Raw genomic sequence first — 23291 nt, forward strand, 5'->3', positions numbered from 1 at the left:
GCATTCCCGGCATCAGCTTTCCGGGAACCCGCGTGACCGCCACTCGGCCTTCGGCACCGGCTTGCCCACCGACAGTGAGAACTTCACCACTTCGGTGGCATTGTCATCCACCTCGCAGCGCACGGCAATGTTGATCCAGTCACCGTTCACGTCGCGAAACGCAGCAAGCTTGATGTCGACGACATTGCCCTGCTTGAGCCGAAGGATCGGCAGGAGATAAGGCACAAAGGAAGGCCGGCCATTGCGCAATTGCTGGCTGAGTTCCGTTCCGCAGAGCTGGTCGCCGCGTTCCTGTCGCGAAAGCCCCGCCATCGCCGTTGCCGCCGCCTCATCGCCGGAAATCGCCGTGGAGAACAGACGTTTCACCTCACGCGGTACGAGAGCTGCCGCCTTGATCGGCTTTTCATTGGCATCCGATGCATCCTTGGCATCAGCGGGTTTCGGCGTCTGCTCGGCCGATTGAGGCGCACCCGGCGGCCCGGGCTCGGCGCCCTCACCTTCCACGGCCTTGTCAGCCGCATCCGGCATCGGCGCGTCCTCGGCAAGCGCCGCCTTGGGCAAATCGATCTCGGGCTGCTGCGTGGCGGCGGCCACCTCCTGCTCGGCCTCGTCAAGCTGCGCAGCCGTTTCAGGCGTGAGGCCCGCTTCGGCTTCAGTACCCTTCGATATCTCCGGCCCGGCATCCTTTTCGGCAAATCGCACCACAGGTCTGAGAACCGGGATCGGTGCCTGACCGGCATCCGGCAGCTTCGGCTGCTCCTCGGCCTCAGGTACCGCCGGTGGCGGCTCCGGTGGTGGCTCCGTCTCTTCGGGCTTCGGCGGCTCGGGCGCCGGTGGCGGCTCTGGCGTCGGCGGCTCCTCAGCCTTCGCCTCTTCGGTCGGAGGCGGCTCGACCGGCGGCGGCGGTTCGGGTGGCGCCACCAGCGTCACCTCGACCACCGGCTCTTCGCTCTGCGGCTCAGCCTGGAAAAGGACCATCAACAGAAAAACGCCGGCCGCAACTGCATGCAGCAGCAGCGAGACGGCAAGCCCGCTATTCGGGAGCCACCAGCGTTTCGAACTCTTGTTGACCATCGGGTGATCCATACCGACGATTGCGGCAAAAAGGGAGGTGCCACACCGTCTTTTACCGGCAGGAACCTAAATCAAGGCAGGAGCACGGCGGAATGGCCACCTTCTGCCAGGAGCCTCACAGCCTTGCGGTCGAAGGAGACGAAATGCTCGCCCCGATCATGCGCCCTGTGAAGGCGATGACGCCATCGGCAAAATCACCGCCTGAATTCAGGAGATCGAAGCCGGCATGGACCGCCGCCCGATCCGTCTCGACGTTTTCTGTATCGAGAACACGACGAATTACAGCCGCAATATCTGCCCGCGCAACTCCGTAGTGACGGGAAAGCACGCAGACAAATTCACATAACGCTTGTAGAGTTACCGCAACGACTTCAGCGTCCCTCAGCACAGCCAAGGCCGCCTTTTGTTGACCAGGATCATCGCCAACGGCCGCCCTTAGCAGCACATTCGTGTCCGCTGTGATCTTCACAGACCATCGCCCAGACCTGCTCGCATGCCTGCTTCGGATATTGCTACATCCAGCTCATCCATAGAAAGAACGCGCCCATTGGTACGCCCTTTGAGCAGATCCGCCACGTCTTCGAAAGTGCCTTTCGGACGTGCTGCTGACAGAGTTGCTCGACCATCTGGAAGAAGATCGACTTCCACTTGGTCGCCGGGTTTCAAACTGAGATGCCTCAAAACGTCCTTTCGAAAGGTCACTTGACCCCGAGCTGTCACTGTGAGTTTGGCCATAAACATCTCCTCAAGTTCAAAGTAATGCAAAACTACCTTATTGATAAGATTGACATCGGCAGCCTTCAACATTGGCAAGCAGAACCACCTCTTCGCCAAAGGCGCCCTTGCACGGCCTCCCGCGATGTTCTATCAACAACCGTCGGCATCGCTCGACCGTAAGCGTTTACGTGAGGCAACGCATCCAGACCTGAAATCGTCCGCACCGGGCGTGTTCTCGAAGGTAAGAGATGTGATGCATTTTCCTCGCCCGCGACGATTTCCTTTCTTCAAAGGAAACTCCCAATGCCGCTTCCGCGCATTCCCGCCCGCTATTCGGGCATCCTGATGCCTTTCATCCTCTCCATCATCATGACCATGGTGGTCTCCGCCGTTGCCACGGTGAAGAACCTCGGTTTTGGCCCGGATTTCATCGGCAACTGGCTTCCCGCCTGGGCCATGTCCTGGGTCATTGCCTTCCCGACGCTGCTGATGGCCCTGCCGATCACGCGTCGCCTCGTGCGCATGCTGGTCCAGCCCGCGTGACATGAAAAAGGCCGGAGCGTCTCCGCTCCGGCCCTCCAAAATCAATGGATTGTCAAACCCTCAGCTGTCGAGGAACGACCGCAGCTTGCGGCTACGACTCGGGTGCTTCAGCTTGCGCAGCGCCTTCGCCTCAATCTGACGGATACGTTCGCGGGTCACCGAGAACTGCTGGCCGACTTCTTCGAGCGTATGGTCGGTGTTCATGCCGATGCCGAAGCGCATGCGAAGAACACGTTCCTCACGCGGCGTGAGCGATGCGAGAACACGGGTCGTCGTTTCGCGCAGGTTCGCCTGAATGGCGGCGTCGATCGGCAGAAGCGCGTTCTTGTCCTCGATGAAATCGCCCAGATGCGAATCCTCTTCGTCGCCCACGGGGGTTTCGAGCGAGATCGGCTCCTTGGCGATCTTCAGGACCTTGCGGACCTTTTCGAGCGGCATGGCAAGCTTTTCGGCCAGTTCTTCCGGCGTCGGCTCGCGGCCGATTTCGTGCAGCATCTGGCGCGATGTACGGACGATCTTGTTGATCGTCTCGATCATGTGCACCGGAATACGGATCGTACGCGCCTGGTCTGCGATCGAGCGGGTGATCGCCTGACGGATCCACCAGGTCGCATAGGTCGAGAACTTGTAGCCGCGGCGATACTCGAACTTGTCGACCGCCTTCATCAGGCCGATATTGCCTTCCTGAATGAGGTCGAGGAACTGCAGACCGCGGTTCGTGTATTTCTTGGCGATCGAGATGACGAGACGCAGGTTCGCCTCGACCATTTCCTTCTTGGCGATGCGTGCTTCGCGCTCGCCCTTCTGCACCATCGACACGATGCGGCGGAATTCGGCGATCGAGATGCCCGTTTCCGTCGCCAGATTCTGGATCTCGCTGCGGATGTCGCGGATCGTCTGATACTCTTCCTTGGCGAACTCCTTCCAGCCACGGCCGGAAAGATTGGCAACCGACTTCATCCAGTTCGGATCGAGTTCGGCACCCTGATACTGCTCGAGGAAGGCTTCGCGCTTGACGCCATAGCTTTCGGCGAGGCGCAGCAGGCGACCCTCGTTCTGCATCAGGCGCTTGGAGATGTCGTAGAGTTGCTCGACGAGGCTGTCGATGCGGTTCTGGTTGAGCGACAGCGACTTGACGGCCGTGACCAGTTGATCCTTCAGCTCCTTGTAGCGGCGTTCCTGACCTGATGACAGCGTGCCGGCGCAGGCGAGACGCGCCTCCACCTGCTGGTCCTGCAGTTTGCGGAGCTTCTTGTAGGTGTCGGCGATGAGGTCGAGGGTCTCCATGACCTGCGGACGCAGTTCCGATTCCATCGCAGCCAGCGACAGGTTCGATTCGTCCTCGTCCTCTTCCTCTTCTTCCTGCGGCATGCCCTCGCCGCCGATGGCAGTGATGTCGTCGTCGTCGCCGGAGGCGGCCTGCGGACGGCGCTTGGCGCGTTCCTTTTCCTTCTCCTCGGCCGCCTTGCGGTCAGCCTCGATCTTTTCAGGAGACTGGAACTGCGGTGCAGCCTTGGCTTCCGGACCGGAATAGGTGGTTTCGAGATCGATGATCTCGCGCAGCAGGGTCGTGCCTTCGTTCAGTTCGTCGCGCCAGATGATCAGCGCCTGGAAGGTCAGCGGGCTCTCACAGAGACCCGAGATCATCGTTTCGCGGCCAGCCTCGATACGCTTGGCGATCGCGATTTCGCCCTCGCGCGACAGAAGCTCGACCGAGCCCATTTCGCGCAGATACATGCGCACCGGGTCATCGGTACGGTCGGTCGGCTCTTTCTTCTTGGCGGTCGCAACGGCCGTACCCGCGGAAGGCGCAAGCTCTCCGCCTTCGCTTTCGCTCTCTTCGTCGTCCCCGTCCTCGGCGGCCGCCGGCTCATCGGCGTCTTCGTCCTCGATGACGTTGATGCCCATGTCGGAAAGCATCGCCATGGTGTCTTCGATCTGCTCGGAGGTGACTTCCTCCGACGGCAGGACCGAGTTCAGCTCATCCATAGTGACATAGCCGCGCTTCTTGGCGGCCTTGATCATTTTTTTGACCGCGTCATCGGAAAGATCGAGAAGCGGACCGTCCGTCGCGCCGTCGCGTTCGCCGTCGGCTTCTTCGTTTTCTTTGACTTTCGATGCCATCTATCTCGTCGCTTTCCCTGACGTCTGATCATATTGCGAACCGCCGGACGGATGGAGAGCCGGCCACTCACCCGGGCGTATCGCTTGTCACTGACCTAACGGAGTGTTGCTTAATTCCTGATTAACTATGGGCATTGCGGTCGCAGCGCCGAACCTTCGATTTTCTGCATGACCTGTCATCATACCAGAGATCCGCCAGAACCCACGTCACCCTTGTGTGCTTGGATTGGTGATTCCCACAATTTTTCCTGGCGTCAAGCTCTTCTGCAGCAGATACGCGGAAAATCAACAAAACAAGCCGTTCAACGGCGTCTTTATCACCGATCTTCGCAGATGTAGGACGTGAGCCCCCGGAAACAAGAGGGATGGCCCTGCTCGACCGGAGATTCTGCTGCCTGCATCATCATGCCTGCACTTTCTTGCGGACACCCGTCAGAAACCAGACCCGCATGGCCCCCTTTCCCTTCACGTCGATCTCACCGCGCAGTTCGAAGTCGAACCGGTCCTCCAGCCTGGACTTCAGGCAATCGGCCACCTGAATGCAGCCTGCCACCCCATGCGATTCCATATGAGCGGCGGTGTTCACGGTATCGCCCCAAACGTCGTAGAGCAGCTTGTTCGGCCCGATCACGCCCGCCACAACCGGTCCGGTGTCGAGACCGATTCGCACGTCGACCCGCTCACCGACCTCCTCCGAGATCTGCCGGCAACATTCCAGCATGTCGAGGGCCATCAGCGCGACCGCAGCCTCATGATCGGCCATGGGCTCAGGCAGGCCGCCCGCCACCATATAGGCGTCGCCGATCGTCTTGATCTTCTCCAGCCCATGGGTGCCCGCGAGCGAATCGAACCGCCCGAAGACGCGACTGAGGAACGCGACGACCTGATGCGGATCCCAGCGGGCGGCACGCGGCGTGAAATCCACGAGATCGGCAAACAGGATGGTCGCAGAACCGATCTGATCGGCAACCACCAGGGTCGCATGGTCACGCAGCCTGAGCGCCACGCTTGGCGGCAGGATGTTCTGCAAGAGCCGCGCCGAAAAGGCATGTTCCGCCTCAAGCGCGATCTCGGCCTGCGACGCCTCCTTGAACGCGAAGAAGGAGGTCGTGAAGATCAGCAGGAAGGCCAGCGGCACTGTAAGATGATACAACAACTGCAGGAACGCCTGATCCACGGCTATGAAGCCGACGGGGGCGGTGAAGAAGAGTTCGGTCGCCATGAAGGCGGCAAGGGCCGTCAGTGTCACGCATGCCGACAATATCAGTCGCTCGGAACCGAACACCAGCATGGAGGCCGCAGCCCCCGGCAGGAAATAGAATTGAAGTCCCGAATCGCGGCCGAAGAACCAGCAGTAGCCAAGGCCGAAGACGAGCCAGAGCACGCACAGATAACTCGCTCCGACGATCGAGCCGAAGCGATGAAAGAGCGGCGTCAGCGCATAGAGCACGATCTGTGGCGAGAAAGCCAGGATGGCCGGCATCAGCCCGACCCAGTCATACATCGCGTAAAGAAGGATGTAGGGAATGGTCATCAGGCTGACCATCGCGGAGATGATGTTGGTGACGGCGAGGCGCCGCCGGATACGCGGCGGATAACCCGCCGTTCCGATCCGCGCCACCCACCACACGGCATTGGGAAGCCGCCATGTCGATCGACGCTTCAGCCCTTCTTGGGCGATGATGAACTTCATATCGTCCGGCGACACGCTTCCCCCTGCTCGACGCCTATCGGTCCGAATACTCCCGCCGCCAAAGTCAGGCGCATCCGGTTAAACTTCAATGATGGCCGGTCGCAGCTCCCTTGACCCGGCCGGACATGACGCCGAAGCCATCGATGATCGCCTCCTGATTTTCCATCCGCGCCACCTCCGACTGCACCTCGTGCAGTGCACTGATCAATTGATCGATACGTTCGGCATCGTCTGCCTCCGTGGCTTCGGCCACCTCGCGCTCCAATTCCTTGCGTTGGCGTTTCAGCGCCCGTGCCCGCTTGTAAAGTGACAATGCCTGACGATAGCCCTCGCGCGCATCCTCCGCCGCAGCGATTTCCGTCGCCGTCCACAGCCGCGCGTTACGGATCTGCTGGTCGAGTGCCCGCAGAAGCGCCCCATGACCATGAACCTCAAGCTTTCCGATCAGCACCTCGCGGCACAGCCCATGATCGGCCTCCGCCACGGCCGTCAGAAGGGACGACCAGAGCTTCTGAAGCGCTGCGTTCTCGAACTCGATCGCGGCAATCTCGTCATACTCGTCTTCGAGCAGGTTGGGATGGTTGACGATCGTGAGCGCCAGCACGCTTTCGCGCAAAGTCGGCTGCTCCTGATGCCCGCGCACCAGGCCCGATCGGGCCAGCCGGTCGGAGATCGCACCGCGCCCGGCCGCCACCGGCCCCGGTTGGCGTCCGCCAAAGCGGCCCTGACCGCCCTGCCCCTGACCACGGCCATTGCCCTGATAGCCACCTCGCTCCCCGCGCTGCGGCTGGTTCCCTTGGAAGAAGGCATAGAGCCTGTCGCGGATATCCTGCTGGTAATGCCGCCGCACATTTTCATCGGCGATGACGGTGACCACCTGCTTGAGCTTGGCTTCGAGTTCGGCGCGCTTTTCCGGCGTGTCGAAGACACCGCTCGACACTTCCCGAGTCCAGACCATGGCAGCGAGCGGCTGCGCTTCCGCCATAACGCGGTCGAAGGGCGCACGCCCCTCATGTTTGACGAGATCGTCGGGATCCTTGCCGTCTGGCAGCATGGCAAACCGCACCGACTGGCCGGGCTTCAGATGCGGAAGCGCGATATCGACCGCACGAAACGCCGCCCGCTGCCCTGCTCCATCGCCATCGAAGCAGAGCACAGGCACCGGCGTCGTCTTCCACATCAGCTGCAACTGGTTCTCGGTCAGCGCTGTCCCAAGAGGCGCAACCGCATTTTCGATACCCGCCTGATGCAGCGCGATCACGTCCATATAGCCTTCGACGGCAATCAGCGTGTCGGCACCATCCGCCCCCTGCAGCGCCCGACGCGCGCGGGAGAAGTTGTAGAGCACATTGCCCTTGTGGAAGAGCTCGGTCTCATTGGAGTTGAGATACTTCGCCATGGCATCCGGCGACATGGCGCGACCACCGAAGGCGATCACCTTGTCACGCGATGACAGGATCGGGAACATGATACGGTCTCGAAAGCGGTCGTAGGACACGGGGATGTCAGGGCCATGCACCACAAGGCCACAGGCCTCGATCTGGTCCTTCGGCACCCCTTTGGCCGCCAGATGTTCCTTCAAGGCGTTGCGGCTCTCCGGCGCATACCCCAGCCGAAATGTCTCGATCGTCCGGCCCGTCAGGCCGCGCTCGCGCAGATAGGCCCGTGCCCGCGCCCCGCTTGCCGTCTGCAACTGGTCCTGGAAGAACTGCGTCGCCAGCTCCATGACGTCCTGCAGCGTGGTGCGTTCCTTCTCGCGCCGCTCAGCCTGCGGGTCCGGCTGTGGCATGGATATGCCGGCCATGTCGGCGACCTGCTGCACGGCCTCGACGAAGCTCAGCCCCTCGAGATCGGTGAGAAACCTGAAGTGATCACCGGACACGCCACAGCCAAAGCAGTGGTAGCGGCCCTTGCGGTCCTCGCAGTGGAAGCTCGGGCTCTTCTCGCCGTGGAACGGGCAGCAGGCCCAGTAGTCCTGCCGCGATACATTGGTCTTCTTGCGATCCCAGGTCACACGACGGCCAACCACGGCCGAAATCGGCACGCGGTCACGGATCCCGTCGAGGAAGTCATTGGAAAATCGCATGTGTCACCTGAACCTGTGATCTTCATATAGGCGGGGATGCCCGGCGACGCCAAGGCTTTCGCGCGGCATGCCCGCTATTCACAGCCGTTGATTTGAATGACGATTGTATATACACCGCATTCCGTCAGCTTCACGGACCCCGGCCGATGCGCAGTCTGGACGATATCCCGCAGGATGAATGGGCGTTCGAGTGGGACGAGGCCAAGCGTCGAACCAATCTCGAAAAGCATGGCATCGACTCTCAAGCATGGTGAACTGAGGATCATTGCCACATGTCCGGAAAGCGGTCGTCTGATATCCGTGGTTTACACAATGAGAGGAAACGCCTGTCGGATCATTTCGGCACGCGTTGCTAGGAAGAATGAGCGAAGAGAATATCACGCGCACTACGCTCGCTGAACTTTTGGAAAGACGTGCTCGGGGAGAGAAATCTCAAACCGACTGGGCGCGCATCGATGCCATGACTGACGAGGATATCGAGCGCGCCATGCGCGACGATCCCGACTGGCAGGACTTCATGGACATCGATTGGTCCAAGGCGAAGATGGTCATCCCGGACAAGAAGAAGGCAATCTCGATCCGACTCGATCCCGATATCGTCGATTTCTTCCAGGCGACGGGCAAGGGATACCAAACCCGCATCAACGCAGTCCTGCGTCACTTCGTCGACGAGCAGAAGCGCTCGAATTCCTGAATGCCAGACGCCGCCCGAAGGCGGCGCCATAGATCGTGGCAGGGATGGTCGCGAACTACTTCAACAGGTCCTTGACCACGCCGGAAGCCTTGCCGAAATCCATCTGGCCAGCATAACGCTCCTTGAGCGCGCTGATGCACTTGCCCATGTCCCGCAGGCCTTGCGCCCCGGTCTCCGTGATCACCGCCTGGCACAGCTCCCGCACCTTCTCGTCCGGAATCTGTTCCGGCATAAAGGATCTGATGATTTCGATTTCCTCGAGCTCCTGCGCGGCCAGCTCCGGCCGGGCATTCTCCGAATAGATGCGGGCAGACTCGTCGCGCTGCTTGATCATCTTCATCAGGATCTGCATGATTTCATCATCGGTCACCGGATCTTTGCCGGCGCCGCGATGGGCGATATCGCGGTCCTTGATCGCCGTCTGGATCAGACGAACGGTCGAGGTCCGGCGCACATCCTTGGCCTTCAGGGACTCTTTCATCGTATTGGCGAGTATATCGCGTAACATTGTCTTCTCCGCGGAAAAGCCAGAGCGGACGGGCTCAAATGTGGCTTTTCCTTGTTCGTGGTTGCCTTCTCATATCCAGACAGTTTCTGCAGTGCAAACGAATTGCACAAACCATTGAAATGGCTTGGGAGAAATCCGTGAGCCGAAGAGATAGACGAATTGACCTCGTCGATTGATCCGTCTATTGCTCGGCACCTGCACGCAAATTGTCATCAGGGCTGAATACCGCGCGTCCTCGCGCGCCCTCGATCTGCAACATAGATGGCCCTGCGACCCTGCCTCGACAAGAGGGACGGGGCGCGGGAGAAAAAGGAACGACCATGACCGCGACAGCTCCCTGGACAACCCGCAAGCCGACCGCCCTCCTCGTGCTTGCCGACGGCACGGTGATCGAAGGTCACGGCATCGGCGCGACCGGCAAGGTCCAGGCGGAGGTCTGCTTCAACACGGCCCTCACCGGCTACGAGGAAATCCTCACCGATCCCTCCTATCTCGGCCAGATCGTCACCTTCACCTTCCCGCATATCGGCAATGTCGGCACCAATGACGAAGACATCGAAGACCTGACGCCTGCCGCCCGTCACGGTGCCGTCGGCACGATCTTCAAGGCCGACATCACCGCGCCCTCAAACTACCGCGCCGCCTCCCATCTTGACGCCTGGCTGAAGAGCCGCGGCGTCATCGGCCTGTCGGGCGTCGACACACGCGCGCTGACCGCCTGGATCCGCGAAAACGGTGCACCGAATGCCGTCATCGCCCATGACCCGAACGGCGTTTTCGACGTCGAAGCATTGAAGGCTGAAGCCAAGGCCTGGAGCGGCCTCGAAGGCCTCGATCTCGCCAAGGTGGCGACGTCGGGCCAGTCCTCCGTCTGGGCGGAAAAGGACTGGAGCTGGACCGAAGGTCACACCACCCTCGGCGCCGCTGATGCGAAGTATCACATCGTTTGCGTCGATTTCGGCGTGAAGCGCAATATCCTGCGGCTCTTCGCCGGTCTCGACTGCAAGGTCACCGTCGTCCCCGCCAACACCTCGGCCGAGGATATCTTGGCGCTCGAACCCGATGGTGTCTTCCTGTCCAACGGTCCTGGCGACCCGGCCGCAACCGGCGAATACGCCGTGCCTGCCATCCAGAACCTGATCAAATCGGAAAAGCCGCTCTTCGGCATCTGCCTCGGCCACCAGATGCTGGGCTTGGCGCTCGGCGGCAAGACCGAGAAGATGCATCAGGGCCATCATGGCGCCAATCACCCGGTCAAGGATTTCACCACCGGTAAGGTCGAGATCGTCTCGATGAACCACGGCTTCGCAGTCGACTCGAAGTCACTGCCGGAACATGTTGAAGAGACTCACGTTTCGCTCTTCGACGGCACCAATTGCGGCCTGCGCCTCAAGGGCAAGCCGGTCTTCTCCGTCCAGCATCACCCGGAAGCATCCCCCGGCCCGCAGGACAGCCACTACCTGTTCCGCCGCTTCATCAACATGGTGCGCGAAAACAAGGGCGAACCGGCACTCGCCGAGCGGTGACGCCCGGAACCAGCTTAGGTTCGGAAACCTTTTCAACGTTGCGCGACAAAGCAACCTGTGATTTTATTCCCGCGACGACGTGTTGCGGGGGTAAATATGTTCGCAAACCCATCTTCGACTCATAGATTTGTATGGGTTTACATTGCGCTTGTTGCAACAGTCTTCCTTCCAGCTTCCGCGAAGGCGGAGGTGTTCCGCGCCCGAAGCGGCACGGAATGCCTAAAAGTACTTAAGCTTGACGCAAGGGGCTTTGAGAGCAGAGAGAGCGGCGTGCCTCATGACTGCATGACGGCCCGCTACAGCCTCGATCTCGACGCACCGCCCGGTTCTAGGACTGATTTAGCGCGCAGTTACTCACTGTCCTTCATTGAGTACGGTGGGACGCCGGCGGATCGCCTTGAGGAGAGGCAGTGGGCAGCTCTACAGCGAATTTTAGCAACCAATAAAAAAAAGTATGTGGTCGTATTCATACATGGCTGGCACCACAACGCGAATATCGGCGATAGGGACGTGCAGCGAATGCATGTATTCCTCAGTTACGCTAGGAGCTTCCTAAATCAGCGGGCGTCTTACAGAGGTGCCGAGCTGATTGGAGTTTACATCGGCTGGAATGCTTCAGTTTGGAGGCAAGGCTACCTAAGTCCGTTGGACCATCTCAGTTATCGAGCGAAAAAGAGTGAAAGTGATCGGATAGCTAAGAAAGTTGTTTCAGATCTGTCAGAGATCTCAGCTTTGCTAGATATTCAGCCTGGAAACCCCGCAGCAGATAAAATGCTAGTCGTAGGACACTCGTTTGGCGGAAACATTCTAGCAGCGGGACTCAAGAATGACATCCTGCAAGACTTGCAGGGTTATAACGGGGGAACGCCCCTCGCCCCTCCATTGGGGGACATGGTTGTGATGCTGAATCCCGCGTCCGAGGCACGCAACTTGATTGATATCCAGAAGCTTGTTCGACAGCGGAGGCTGAAGTTTCCCATCAACCAGGCGCCGCATTGGATGGCACTGACATCGACAGACGACTGGAACGCTGAAGAGTATTGCGCGAAGACCTCAGAGAACAAAGAAGGGCGCTCCGAAAAGCGCCTGCTGCCTGAGGAATGCCTGGAGGAAAGCGAAGCAAAATGGGATACGGCAACCGGTAATGCCTTCAACTATGGTCAAGTTTTGCTGAACGGCAATGGCTCTAAGGAAGACTACACAGCTCTAGGTCACTTCTTGCCTACGAGGGAGTACCCATACGGAACAACGCACGACCTGACGGCAATCGAAGGAGCGAAATTTCGGACCGAATACTGGAATGGAATCAAGGCCGACAGATCTGTTTGCGACACTGCTCAAGAATGGTTGCCTGAACTGCGGAGAGCCCTTAACAATTGGGATACTTTCTATGCATCGGAGCCTCGGCCGACCAAGTTTGCCCGCAGCGCTAGTATGGAAACAGAATATCAGTTGCGTGCTTACCTCTACAGACGTTCGATAAAAGCAACGTACTCTGCAAGGTACAACAATGAACCCTATTGGAACGTGAGGACGCTTCCCAATCTGATTACTGACCACAGCGGCTTCATGAGTTACATGCTGATGTGTATGCTCAATCAGTTCGTATTGGATGATCCGGCAGGTACCTATCCAGTGCGGTAATTTCCTTTGAGGTTCCGCTAGTCTGCATCTCCCGCCTGACCTTCACGTAGAACCGCAGGCACAGCATGACGGCAGCGCTGATCAGTCCGACCACGAAGCCGATCCAGATTCCGATACCGCCGATCCCCATCGGGAAGGCCAGGAACCAGGCGAGGAGAAAGCCGATCGGCCAATAGGAGACGAGCGCAAGGATCATCGGCACACGGGCGTCCTTCAGCCCCCGCAACAGACCGCTTGCAATCGTCTGCAGCCCGTCGACCAGCTGAAAGATTCCCGCAATTCCCACCAGTGGCGCGGCATAGGCGAGCACCGCCTTCGCATCCGGCGTGTGTTCGTTGAGGAAGGCGCTGGCAAGCGGATGCGGGATCGTCAAGAACAGCACACCACCGAGAAGCGACAGCACCGAGGCAATCGTCGTCACCGTGATGGCTGCGCGCACCAGTTCCCCATAATTGCCGCGCCCATGCGCCAGGCCGATCCGCACCGTTGCCGCCTGCGCCAGCCCGAGCGGGATCATGAAGGCAATCGAGGTCAGCTGCAGCGCAATGCCATGGGCCGCAAGTTCAATCGTCCCGATCCGCCCCATCAGCAGCGAGGCGCCGGTGAACAGGCTGACTTCGGCCAGCACCGTGACGCTGATCGGCAGGCCAAGATGCAGGACCTCGCGAAATGCCTGCCAGTCCGGCCGCCAGAAACGGATGAACAGCTCGTAGCGCTTCGTCTCGTCCCGTGTCTGCAGATAGGCGACCATGGCGAGAAAACTGACCCACTGGACGATGACAGCGACGATCGCCGCCCCGGTCATGCCAAGTGCCGGAAAGCCGAAATGGCCGAGTACCAGGCAGTAGGCGAGGATGGCATTCAGGACGAGAATGCCGAGCGTCACCCAGAGCACGATGCGCGCACGACCTGTCGCACTCACCAGCGCTCGCAGGACGGCAAAGAGCAGCGCCGGCAGAAGACCGAACTGGATGATCCGGACATAACCGGCGGCAAGGGCGGCCACCTCAGGCTTTTGTCCCAGCGCAAGCAGGATTGTCTCCGCATTGAAAAACAGCGGCGCCGTCAGCACCGTATAGAGGATCGCCACCCACATGCCCATGCGGATGGACCGGCGTACCGAAACGACGTCGCCGCGCCCGTAAGCCTGTGCGACCATCGGAATGACGGCCATCGAGAAGCCTGAGCCGAAGATGAAAATCGTGAAGAAGAACTGTCCGGCTAGCACCATGGCCGCGAGCGGCACCGCGCCGAGTTGTCCGACGATCACCACATCGGTCGTGTGAATGCCGAGCTGCGCCAGCTGTGCACCGATCAGCGGAATGCCGAGCGACAGCGTCGCACGGATATGCGACATCCAGCTTCCGGCAATAGCGGGCGCCGGGGTGAGGGTATCGATCGGAATGCTGTTCGTATGCATGGTTTGGCTCTCGACGAAAAAGCCGCTTCCAGAGCAGTCTGGCGAGCGGCATGTCGCGATGGGGATAGGCCCCAATGGGCACGCCAGCAAGACAAATTCAGCAATCTGCAATTTTTTTGCGCGATGCATCAGCAAGATTGATGAAAATTCGGGCAGTCCGCCGAATATCAGGGACGAATTCGGGGATGGGTGCCGCAATCAATCCTGGCGGCTCTTGGCCAGGCTTCGAAAACAAGCTTATGGTCGCCCCACCCCTCCCTCTGACACGAGTTAGTCCAGGCATGATTGAATTGATTTGGCGCGGCATGATCATCGGCACGGGCGCGACGCTCGCAATGGACCTATGGGCCATCATGCTCAGCACGGTCTTCGCCCAGCCAAAGGCCAATTGGGCACCCGTCGGCCGCTGGTTCTATCATTTGAAGAACGGCAAGGTCTTCCATGATAGCATTGCCGAGGCGTCTCCCTATCGCCACGAACTAGCTCTCGGCTGGTTCAGTCACTACGCCGTCGGCATTCTCTACGGCGTGCTGCTCGTCCTGATCATGGGTCCGGACTGGCTGGCCCAACCGACATTCCTGCCCGCCTGGATCTGGGCCATCGTCACCGTCGCCGCCGGCTGGTTCCTGCTGCAGCCGGGTCTCGGCATCGGCTGGGCAGCCTCAAAGACGCCGAACCCCAACAAGGTGCGCGCCATGAACCTGGTCGCCCACACCGTCTTCGGCCTCGGCCTCTGGCTGACCGCTCTGTTGATCCGCTGATCAGGCATCGCGACGGCGCGGCACCAAGAGGTGCCGAACCATCGGCATACGATCAGATGTCGCCTGAAAACGTGTCACAGGCGCTGACATTGCCGCTTTCATAACCCCGCTTGAACCACTTCATGCGCTGGGCCGACGTGCCGTGGTTGAAGGCATCGGGAACGACATAACCCTGGCTACGCTTCTGCAGTGTGTCGTCGCCAATCTGTTGGGCCGCATTCAAGGCTTCTTCCAGGTCTCCATCGGAAAGAATACCTTCCTTGTCGGCTGATTTTGCCCAGAGACCGGCATAACAATCCGCCTGCAGTTCAACCCGCACCGACATCTTGTTGGCCTCGCGCTCGCCCATTGCCTGACGCTGGCGGTTGAACTCCGGCAGCACGCCGGTGAGGTTCTGCACGTGATGGCCGACCTCATGCGCGATCACATATGCCTGGGCAAAATCACCAGCAGCGTCAAACTGTTGGGCCAGTTGGCGGAAGAAGGCGGTATCCAGATAGACCTTGCGGTCACTCGGACAATAGAACGGACCGGTGGCCGACGAAGCCTGGCCACAGGCGGACCGGGTCGTGCCATCGAACAGAACCAATGTTGGCTCCGGATAGGTTTCACCCGACTGTTTGAAGATGGTCGACCAGGTGGTCTCCGTCTCAGCAAGGACGGTGCGGACAAAAGCCGTCATCTCGTCATCGGCGGGTGTGGCGGGGCGACTGCCAACCTGCTGCTCGTAGCCGGAGCCGCCGGACACATTGCCCTCACCCAGCACTTGCAGCATGTCGATGCCCATCATCTTCAGCACGAAATAGATGACGACGAGGAAGATGATGGTGCCGATGCTGAGACCACCACCGCGCCGACCGCCCATGGGGATCTGGATCCCGGAGCGGCCGAAGGGATTGCCCCCAAGTCCACCACCGGAGGATTGCCCGCGGCGGTCCTCGATATTGTCCGACTGACGACGGCCCTTCCATTCCATGGTGCTTCCTCTCTCCGCTGGCGCCCTTATCAATGAGAAGATAGCGGAACTGTTCCCTAACACCAGACACCGGAAGCTGTCTTGCTGATTAGCCGGACCGGCGTCGACTGTCCCGCCTCAGCCACCATTGAAAGAAAACGACGAGAACGAGCACCATGCCGATGACCAGCAGGTGGACCTGCCCCTGCCCTTCGCCGAACAGCAGTTTGTGCATCAGGCGCCCTGGCAGGAGCGTGAAGGCTCCAGCCGTCAGCAACGCCAGCGAATAGAGATTGCCGACATGTCGGCGATGGTCGGCAATCCGGCCGGCCCGCGCCGCAGCCACGGCCTGCCAGCTGCCGACCAGTGTGAGGACAGAGAGGATATGGATGGGGCTGAAACCGTAAACGAGGCGGAGCGAATGAATGAAGAAGCTCGAAAACGACGTGACGACCATGATGCCGATCCAGATCCGCCCCAGGGTCTTGTGCGTCCTCATCCCCTTAGGCGCGACGAGCAGATAGGTGCCGAGCAGGAGCGCAGAGACGGCAGCGGCGACATGGATCTGGATAGCGGGCGAGGCCTGCAGGAGAAGAGAGAGCGACATGGGGCTTGCCTTGAACAGGATCACGGGTTCAATGGATGATGTCGCGCTGATCGCTCCAGCTGGCCTGTGCGGCAAACGCTTTGCCGTCGATGACGAGAAGAATTCGTGAACAGCACCGCCTTGCAGTCTGCGCTTCGTGAATGGGCAATGCTGATCCGCTCGGCGCGCTTCTGGGCAACCTTCGCCATCGTCGTTGCCATCTTTGTCGCCATGGGTCCCTCCGGCACGATGGAGGACATGGGTCTCGCCGAGCGGGCCGCTTTCTGGACGCTTCTCCATGCCGCAGCCTGGGCGGTGGCAATCTCGATCATCACGCTCGCCGAAATCTGGCTGAGGGAACATATTTCAAGCACGCTCGTCCTGCTGACGATCAACGCCGTGCTCGCGACCCCCTTCGTGGCAGCAGCCGTGGAGCTCGTCAGGTGGTCATGGCTGAGCCTGCCACCAACCACCCTCTCCTACGGCAGCCAGTTCGCCGTCTGCTTGCCGCTGTCGATCCTCTTCAGTCTGCTGACCCATATGACTATGTCGGCAAAGCCGGCAGCATCCACGGCATCGCAGCCGACGGTAAGCGCAGCGGCAATACCGCAGGAGCCCCCGCCGCTCCTCGCGCGCTTGAAGCCGGACATCCGCGGACCGATCCTGCATCTGACCGTCGAGGACCACTACACCGTGGTAACCACCACGCGCGGCTGCCAGCTGGTGCTGCTGCGCTTTTCCGACGCGCTGCGTGAACTGGGCGAAATCGACGGCCTGCAGACCCATCGCTCCCATTGGGTGGCCGCAGCCCATGTCGAAGGGCTGGCAAAGGCGGGAGGCCGGTTCGCAGTCAGGCTGAAATCCGGGACGGTCGTGCCGGTCAGTCGCAGCTATGCCGACAGTGTTCGCCGTCGTTTCGGCGACATCCGAGATATAGGAGAGCGTCAGCCCTTGGCGTAACCGTACTCGCCGCCGCGCGAAAGGGCCCGCTGATAGGCCGGACGCGCCCGGATACGCTCGATCCACGCTCTCAGCACAGAGGTATCCCTGCCGCCGGCAATCCGGGTCAGCCCGGCCTCGACTGGAAAACTCATGGCGATATCGGCCGCGGAGAACTCGTGACCTGCGAACCAACCGTCCCTGGACACTTCCGTAATCCAGAGGTCGAGATGATCGGAGAGCTGTGGGTCCAGAAGTTTGCGCGAGACACCATCGCTGATCATCCTGGCCACAGGCCGAATGAAGAACGGCACCTGGCCCGGAATCCGCGAGAAGATCAATTTCATCACCAGAAGCGGCATGGCGGATCCTTCCGCATAGTGCATCCAGTAGCGGTAGCGTAAGCGCTCGTCCGTTCCGGCGGCAGGTCGCAGGCTCTCGCCCCCATAGGTCTCGATCAGGTACTCCATGATCGCACCGCTTTCCGCCACCACCCGGCCCTTGTCCTCGATGACAGGCGATTTGCCGAGCGGATGCACGGCCTTCAGCGCTTTCGGCGCAAGATACTCCTTGGTCCGGTGATAGACCTCGACCTGATAATCGAGCCCCAGTTCCTCCAGCAGCCACAGGATGCGGTGCGCGCGCGAATTGTCGAGATAATGCACTGTGATCATGAAGGAGCGTCCCATTGGCCAGAGCTGTGTATCTAGGGCCGTTCCCGTGATCCGTCGACCCATGGCCTGGCCTGATTTGCAGCGTCCCGCCACGGATTTGCCGATTGGCAACACAAGGTTCCACATGCCACTATCGCTTGGGGGAAAGTCAATTTGGAGGAGACTGCAATGAAAGCCATGCGGCTTGAGGGTATCGGACAACTGTTCACGCGGGAGGTGGACAAGCCGGTGCCAGGCCCGGAAGAACTTCTGGTGCGGGTCGAGGCCTGTGGTGTCTGCGGCACCGATCGCCACCTGTTCCACGGCGAATTTCCGTCAAAGCCACCCGTGACGCTGGGCCATGAATTCGCAGGCATCATCGAGGCGATGGGCACTGAGGTCACCGGCTTTGCCATCGGCGACCGGATCACCGGCGACCCCAACATCGCCTGTGGCCGCTGCAGCCACTGCGTCAACGGCCGGGTCAATCTCTGCCGCAATCTCCAGGCGATCGGTATTGCGCGCGACGGCGGCTTCGCCGACTACGTGATTGTCCCGCAGAAGCAGGCCTTCCTGCTCCCCGCCAACCTCGATCCGATGTTTGGCGCCTTCTGCGAACCGCTCGCCTGCTGCCTGCATGGCATCGACCTTGCCGAGATCAAGGCCGGTTCCTCCGTCGTCGTGCTCGGCGGCGGCGTGATTGGCCTGCTGACCGTACAGCTCGCCCGGCTTGCCGGCGCCAGCACCGTCATCCTCTCGACACGCCAGGCCTCGCGCCGCGAACTGGCGGAAGAACTGGGCGCAACCGCCAGCGTCGACCCATCGTCCTCTGATATCATCGAGAGCATTACCGGCCCGAATGGTCTCGTGCCCGGGGGTGTCGACGTGGTGCTCGAATGCGCCGGTGTCGCCGAGACGGTTCAACAGGCGACGAAACTCGTGCGCCCAGGCGGCACTGTCGTCATCCTCGGGGTCATGGCCCAAGGCGAGAAGGTCGAGATAGAGCCTTTCGATCTCCTCTTCCGTGAAGTGAAGCTGGTTACGTCCTTCCTCAATCCCTTTACCCATCGCCGCGCCGCCGACCTGATCGCATCGGGCACGATCGAGGTGGAGCGGTTGATATCGCGCAAGGTCTCGCTGGAAGAGGCGCCCTCCGTCGTCTCCAATCCTCCGGGCCGTGGCGAGGTGAAGGTGCTCGTGGTTCCAGGTCTGTAACGCGATGCGGCAGCCGGCCCTCAGAGCGGGGGCCGCCTGTCCTTCCAGGGACGCGCCTGCTCCAGCTGGCCCGCAAGCGAAAACAGCGTCTCCTCGTCGGCAAAGCGACCGACGAACTGCATGCCGATGGGCAGCCCCTCCTCAGACCAGCCAATCGGCACCGACATCGCCGGCTGCCCGGTGACATTGAAGACCGGGGTCCAGGGAATGAACTCGAAGGTCTGCGCCGCCAGTTGCTCGGCAATCCCGAGTTTCTTCAAGAGCCAGCCACCACCGACATGACCCAGCACTTTGAGAAGCGCCTTCTCTGCTGCGGACGGCTGCAGCGCGCCGATCTTGACCGGCAGCGACGACAGGACCGGCGTCATCAGCACATCGTAATTCTGGAAGAAGCCGAGCACGGAACGGCTGGACAGCTTCAGATAGCGATGTGCCGCAATGAGTTCCGCCGCCGAAAACCCATCCCCCAGCAATCCCATGCCGAAGGACGAGGCGTCGTAGTCTCCCGGACGGATGCGCACGCCGAAGGTCTTGGCGGTGAATTCGATATCGGCACGCAGCTCACCGGCAAGGGCGGTGAGGAAGGCCATGGAAAATTCCTCGCGATCGACACGCGGTGCGGCCTCGACGATCTCATGGCCGAGATCGGCAAGAAGCCGTGTCGCCTCGTCGAAGGCCGCAACGACCTCCGCCGACACCGCCTTGCCGAGCATCGGCGTTTTCGACACCGCGATCTTCAGCCGCGCCGGGCTACGGGAGACCGCGTCAAGGAACGAGCCGACAAAGACCGGCAGCGGGTGCGGCGATCCGATGTCGGGACCATGCGTGGCATCAAGGACCGCCGCGCTGTCGCGAACCGTCCGGGTCAACACATGTTCGATGGCAAATCCCGACCAGGCATCGCCGATAAAGGGACCCGCAGGGGTGCGCCCCCGCGTCGGTTTCATCCCGAAGACACCGCAGGCCGAAGCCGGGATGCGGATCGATCCGCCGCCATCGCCGCCCGATGCGATCGGCACCATGCCGCTTGCGACCGCTGCAGCCGACCCGCCCGAAGAGCCGCCGGGCGTGCGGGTCAGATCCCACGGATTGTAAGCAGGCCCGCTTGCGCTCGATTCGGTATAAGGCGTCAGCCCGAATTCCGGCGTATTGGTCTTGCCCGCAATCACGAGCCCCGCCGTCTCCCAGCGCCGCACCAGTTCGCTATCGCCGCGCGCCGCCTGATGGGACCAGAGCCGATTGCCGTTGCCGGTCGCAACACCGTCAATCTGGGCGAGCAAATCCTTGACCAGGAAGGGGATGCCGGCAAGAGGTCCGTCACCGACGCCGGACGAGACCCGGCTGCGGGCACGCTCAAAGAGCGGCCGCACGACAGCGTTCAGCGCCGGATTGACCGCTTCGATCCTGCTGATTGCGGCCTCGAGCACCTCGCTCGCCGAAACCTCGCCGCGACGGATCAGTCCTGCCAGCCCAAGCCCGTCGAAATCAGCGTAATTCTGGAACATGTATTCCCCTCTGCACCCTTCAGCTTCAGGCACCATCGGGAGAAAATCGCGTGCTGACAAGGGACAAGCCATTATAGCCGCCCAGTCGAATATAAAGGACTACTTAACCAACCCGGTCTAGATTCCACTGGGGACCCGGCTCTGCGCCGGGACGACGATGCCTGTCGTCGACATGCTTGCAAGAAGGCTAATGAGGGAACGGCCCATGCTTTTCAAATCCGCCACGAGCCGGAACATCTTTTCCACCGTCGGGCTCGGCGTTGTCACGACGATCGGCGTCGCGGCAACTTTGCTCGGCCTGACCTACGGCCATATCCGCAGCGCCGGCATCAACGAGATGAAGATGGCGGCATCGGAAGCCGGCGCGGAGATCGAACAGAGCCTGCGTGTCGGCCATCAGATGGTCGAGGGCATGGAAACTGCAATCATGGCCCTGCGCGCCAGCGGTCAAGGCGACCGGGCGACCGTCATGACCGTCATGCAAAAGGCGCTGGAAGCCTATCCCGACTCGATCGGCGTATCGACCGGCTGGGAGCCGAATGCCTTTGACGGCAAGGACACGGATTTCGTCGGCAAGCCGGTGCATGACCAGACCGGGCGCTTCGTACCCTACATCTACCGCTCCGGCGGCGCCATCAAGACGGACGTTTTGATCGATTATGACAAGCCGGGCGTCGGCGACTATTATCAGTTGCCGGTCACGACCGGCAAACCCGCCCTGCTGGAGCCCTACGTCTACCCGGTGGACGGCAAGGACGTCCTGATGACGACCATTTCGCTGCCGGTCTTCGACGGCGGCAAGGCTGTCGGTTATGTCGGCGCCGATATCGACCTCAACAAGACGGCCACCGATCTCGCGGCCAACCGCCCGCTCGGCGATGGTTACGTCGCGCTTCTGTCGTCGGCGAACAGCTTTGTCAGCCACCCCGAAAAAGACGTGATGGGCAAGCCGTTGAAAGACAGCGGCGTCGATGTCGCCGGCTGGGAAACGGTGCTGAAGACGCCCGGCACCGTCGGCACCATCACAGACAAGGACGGCATCGAACGGTTTGCGGTTGCTGTCCCGATCGAACCCTTTGAAGGCGTGGTCTGGAAAGTCGTCGTTGCCGTACCGAGTGCGACCGTGCTCGGCGCCCTCTCCCAGACCGTCTGGACCTCGGCCCTGATCATCGCCGGCGCCGCCGTCTTTCTGGTGCTGGTCGGCTGGCTGCTCGCCCGCGGCTTCATCGGCCGCATCAACCGCGTCATCGACCAGACAAACCGCATTGCTTCCGGCGACCTCGCGGTCGAACTGACCGACAAGGAAAGGGGCGACGAGATCGGCGACCTGTCCCGCTCGCTCGGCATTCTTCTCGAAAGCAATCGCAAGAAGATCGAGCTCGAAAACGAAGCCCAGGCACGCTTTGAGCAGGAGGAAATCGAACGGGTTGAGCGCTCCAGGGGCCACAAGGCCCGCGAAGAAGAAATCCGTTTTGTCGTCGACGAACTCCGCACCGGTCTCGCCCGTCTCTCCGACGGCGACATGACCGTTCGACTGGAAAAGTCCTTCTCTCCGGCGCTTGACGAGATCCGCGTCAATTTCAACGATTCCATCGAGAAACTGCGCGCGGCCCTCCTCTCCTTCAGCGAAAACGCAACGACGATCGAGAACGGCTCCAACGAGATCCGCGCGGCGGCCGACGATCTTGCCCGCCGGACCGAACAGCAGGCGGCATCGGTCGAACAGACCTCCGCCGCGCTTTCCCAGATCACCCGCTCCGTCAAGGAATCCACCCAGCGCGCCGAGGAAGCCGGCCAGCAAGTCAGCCGCACCAAGGAAAGTGCCGAACGGTCGGGCGAAGTGGTGCGCACGGCAATCGACGCCATGAGTGCCATCGAACAGTCGTCGCAATCGATCTCCAACATCATTGGCGTGATCGACGAGATCGCCTTCCAGACCAATCTGCTTGCCCTCAATGCGGGTGTCGAAGCCGCCCGCGCCGGGGAAGCCGGCAAGGGATTTGCGGTCGTGGCGCAGGAAGTGCGTGAACTGGCCCAGCGTTCGGCCAATGCCGCGAAGGAAATCAAGAGCCTGATCACCGCCTCCGGCGATCAGGTCAAGCATGGCGTCTCCCTGGTCGATCAGACCGGCGAGGCTCTGTCGGCCATCGTTGCCGAGGTCCAGCAGATCAACACCAATGTGCACGCGATCGTGGAGGCCGCCCGCGAACAGTCGACCGGCCTTCATGAGATCAACGCCGCCGTCAACATCATGGACCAGGGAACCCAAAAGAACGCCGCCATGGTCGAAGAGACCAATGCGGCCTCGCACACCCTCGTGTCCGAAGTGCAATCGCTCTCCTCGCGTCTGGCGCAGTTCAATCTCGGACATTCCACGACACCGGCCCGCAGCGCCCCAGCGGCAAGCCGAAGCGTTCAGACACAGGCCCACCCCTCGGCGGCTCCTGCCGCGAGCCGCCCAACCCCGGTTGCGGGTCCAGCCCGCGCCGCAGCATCTCCCGCACGCGCACTCGTCGGCAAACTGGCAACGGCAATGGGTGCAAAGCCCGCACCGAGCGGTGCCGAATGGGAAGAATTCTGATCGGGACCATAGGACATTCGCAACGAAGATGGGGCGCTTTCCCAGAGCCCTAGGTGCAATGTGGATC

Annotated in this window: 21 protein-coding genes; 9 read left to right on the plus strand and 12 right to left on the minus strand. The window is 61.0% G+C overall.

The window, feature by feature from the left end; translation table 11 throughout:
- Window positions 1-12: 12 nt before the first annotated feature.
- From DMY87_RS08465 to DMY87_RS08475, 3 genes are all read right to left on the minus strand, one after another.
- Entirely contained in the window at window positions 13-1074 is a 1062-nt protein-coding gene (locus DMY87_RS08465; RefSeq protein ID WP_110790839.1) for a DUF930 domain-containing protein, read from the minus strand.
- A gap of 115 nt (window positions 1075-1189) precedes the next feature.
- Window positions 1190-1543, minus strand: a complete 354-nt coding sequence (locus tag DMY87_RS08470) for a type II toxin-antitoxin system VapC family toxin (protein ID WP_425353480.1) — start codon at window positions 1541-1543, stop codon at window positions 1190-1192.
- Window positions 1540-1881, minus strand: coding sequence for an AbrB/MazE/SpoVT family DNA-binding domain-containing protein (locus DMY87_RS08475; protein ID WP_425353481.1), 342 nt, complete (start codon window positions 1879-1881; stop codon window positions 1540-1542). The genes DMY87_RS08470 and DMY87_RS08475 overlap by 4 nt, the downstream gene beginning before the upstream one ends.
- A 213-nt stretch (window positions 1882-2094) precedes the next feature.
- Between DMY87_RS08475 and DMY87_RS08480 the strand changes: the two genes are divergently transcribed.
- Entirely contained in the window at window positions 2095-2334 is a 240-nt protein-coding gene (locus DMY87_RS08480) for a DUF2798 domain-containing protein (RefSeq protein WP_110790840.1), read from the plus strand.
- Between the two features lie 60 nt (window positions 2335-2394).
- Here the strand turns inward: DMY87_RS08480 and rpoD are convergent, their stop codons facing one another.
- The 3 genes from rpoD to dnaG form a co-directional block, all read right to left on the minus strand.
- A complete protein-coding gene (gene rpoD / locus DMY87_RS08485) occupies window positions 2395-4458 on the minus strand; it encodes an RNA polymerase sigma factor RpoD (RefSeq protein WP_110790841.1) in 2064 nt (687 codons plus the stop codon).
- Between the two features lie 403 nt (window positions 4459-4861).
- Window positions 4862-6166, minus strand: coding sequence for an adenylate/guanylate cyclase domain-containing protein (locus DMY87_RS08490; RefSeq protein WP_110790842.1), 1305 nt, complete (start codon window positions 6164-6166; stop codon window positions 4862-4864).
- A 70-nt stretch (window positions 6167-6236) separates the two neighbouring features.
- Window positions 6237-8237, minus strand: coding sequence for a DNA primase (gene dnaG / locus DMY87_RS08495; protein WP_110790843.1), 2001 nt, complete (start codon window positions 8235-8237; stop codon window positions 6237-6239).
- 228 nt (window positions 8238-8465) lie between these two features.
- Between dnaG and DMY87_RS08500 the strand changes: the two genes are divergently transcribed.
- On the plus strand, window positions 8466-8636 hold the full coding sequence (locus tag DMY87_RS08500) for a BrnT family toxin (protein WP_245408854.1): 171 nt from the start codon (window positions 8466-8468) through the stop codon (window positions 8634-8636).
- A gap of 61 nt (window positions 8637-8697) precedes the next feature.
- Complete coding sequence (locus DMY87_RS08505) at window positions 8698-8931, plus strand: BrnA antitoxin family protein (protein WP_245408855.1); 234 nt, start codon at window positions 8698-8700, stop codon at window positions 8929-8931.
- 55 nt (window positions 8932-8986) lie between these two features.
- On the opposite strand, the gene DMY87_RS08510 is transcribed toward DMY87_RS08505, so the two are convergent.
- Complete coding sequence (locus DMY87_RS08510; RefSeq protein ID WP_110790846.1) at window positions 8987-9439, minus strand: GatB/YqeY domain-containing protein; 453 nt, start codon at window positions 9437-9439, stop codon at window positions 8987-8989.
- 320 nt (window positions 9440-9759) lie between these two features.
- Here DMY87_RS08510 and carA point away from each other — a divergent pair, with 320 nt between their 5' ends.
- A complete protein-coding gene (gene carA, locus DMY87_RS08515; RefSeq protein ID WP_110790847.1) occupies window positions 9760-10965 on the plus strand; it encodes a glutamine-hydrolyzing carbamoyl-phosphate synthase small subunit in 1206 nt (401 codons plus the stop codon).
- Between the two features lie 96 nt (window positions 10966-11061).
- A complete protein-coding gene (locus DMY87_RS08520) occupies window positions 11062-12609 on the plus strand; it encodes a hypothetical protein (protein ID WP_133253010.1) in 1548 nt (515 codons plus the stop codon).
- Here the strand turns inward: DMY87_RS08520 and DMY87_RS08525 are convergent.
- Window positions 12560-14029 (minus strand): MATE family efflux transporter, encoded by a 1470-nt coding sequence (locus DMY87_RS08525; RefSeq protein ID WP_205908153.1) that lies wholly within the window; start codon window positions 14027-14029, stop codon window positions 12560-12562. The two genes, DMY87_RS08520 and DMY87_RS08525, sit on opposite strands and share 50 nt — an antisense overlap.
- A 281-nt stretch (window positions 14030-14310) precedes the next feature.
- On the opposite strand from DMY87_RS08525, the gene DMY87_RS08530 reads away from it, so the two are divergent.
- Window positions 14311-14790, plus strand: a complete 480-nt coding sequence (locus DMY87_RS08530; RefSeq protein ID WP_110790849.1) for a DUF2938 domain-containing protein — start codon at window positions 14311-14313, stop codon at window positions 14788-14790.
- 52 nt (window positions 14791-14842) lie between these two features.
- On the opposite strand, the gene ypfJ is transcribed toward DMY87_RS08530, so the two are convergent.
- Both ypfJ and DMY87_RS08540 read right to left on the minus strand, forming a co-directional pair.
- A complete protein-coding gene (ypfJ, locus tag DMY87_RS08535; RefSeq protein WP_110790850.1) occupies window positions 14843-15766 on the minus strand; it encodes a KPN_02809 family neutral zinc metallopeptidase in 924 nt (307 codons plus the stop codon).
- Window positions 15767-15854: 88 nt separating this feature from the next.
- A complete protein-coding gene (locus DMY87_RS08540) occupies window positions 15855-16352 on the minus strand; it encodes a DUF2306 domain-containing protein (RefSeq protein ID WP_110790851.1) in 498 nt (165 codons plus the stop codon).
- 105 nt (window positions 16353-16457) lie between these two features.
- Between DMY87_RS08540 and DMY87_RS08545 the strand changes: the two genes are divergently transcribed.
- A complete protein-coding gene (locus tag DMY87_RS08545; protein ID WP_110790852.1) occupies window positions 16458-17291 on the plus strand; it encodes a LytTR family DNA-binding domain-containing protein in 834 nt (277 codons plus the stop codon).
- Here DMY87_RS08545 and DMY87_RS08550 read toward each other — a convergent pair.
- Window positions 17276-17944, minus strand: a complete 669-nt coding sequence (locus tag DMY87_RS08550; protein WP_110791022.1) for a glutathione S-transferase family protein — start codon at window positions 17942-17944, stop codon at window positions 17276-17278. The genes DMY87_RS08545 and DMY87_RS08550 overlap by 16 nt on opposite strands.
- Window positions 17945-18112: 168 nt before the next feature.
- On the opposite strand from DMY87_RS08550, the gene DMY87_RS08555 reads away from it, so the two are divergent.
- Complete coding sequence (locus DMY87_RS08555) at window positions 18113-19138, plus strand: zinc-dependent alcohol dehydrogenase family protein (RefSeq protein WP_110790853.1); 1026 nt, start codon at window positions 18113-18115, stop codon at window positions 19136-19138.
- A 20-nt stretch (window positions 19139-19158) separates the two neighbouring features.
- On the opposite strand, the gene DMY87_RS08560 is transcribed toward DMY87_RS08555, so the two are convergent.
- Window positions 19159-20643 (minus strand): amidase, encoded by a 1485-nt coding sequence (locus DMY87_RS08560; protein WP_110790854.1) that lies wholly within the window; start codon window positions 20641-20643, stop codon window positions 19159-19161.
- Window positions 20644-20848: 205 nt separating this feature from the next.
- Here DMY87_RS08560 and DMY87_RS08565 point away from each other — a divergent pair, with 205 nt between their 5' ends.
- Window positions 20849-23224 (plus strand): methyl-accepting chemotaxis protein, encoded by a 2376-nt coding sequence (locus DMY87_RS08565; RefSeq protein WP_110790855.1) that lies wholly within the window; start codon window positions 20849-20851, stop codon window positions 23222-23224.
- Window positions 23225-23291 lie beyond the last annotated feature (67 nt).

Source organism: Peteryoungia wuzhouensis, assembly GCF_003205195.1.
In the GTDB taxonomy this organism is placed as follows: Bacteria; Pseudomonadota; Alphaproteobacteria; order Rhizobiales; family Rhizobiaceae; genus Allorhizobium; species Allorhizobium wuzhouense.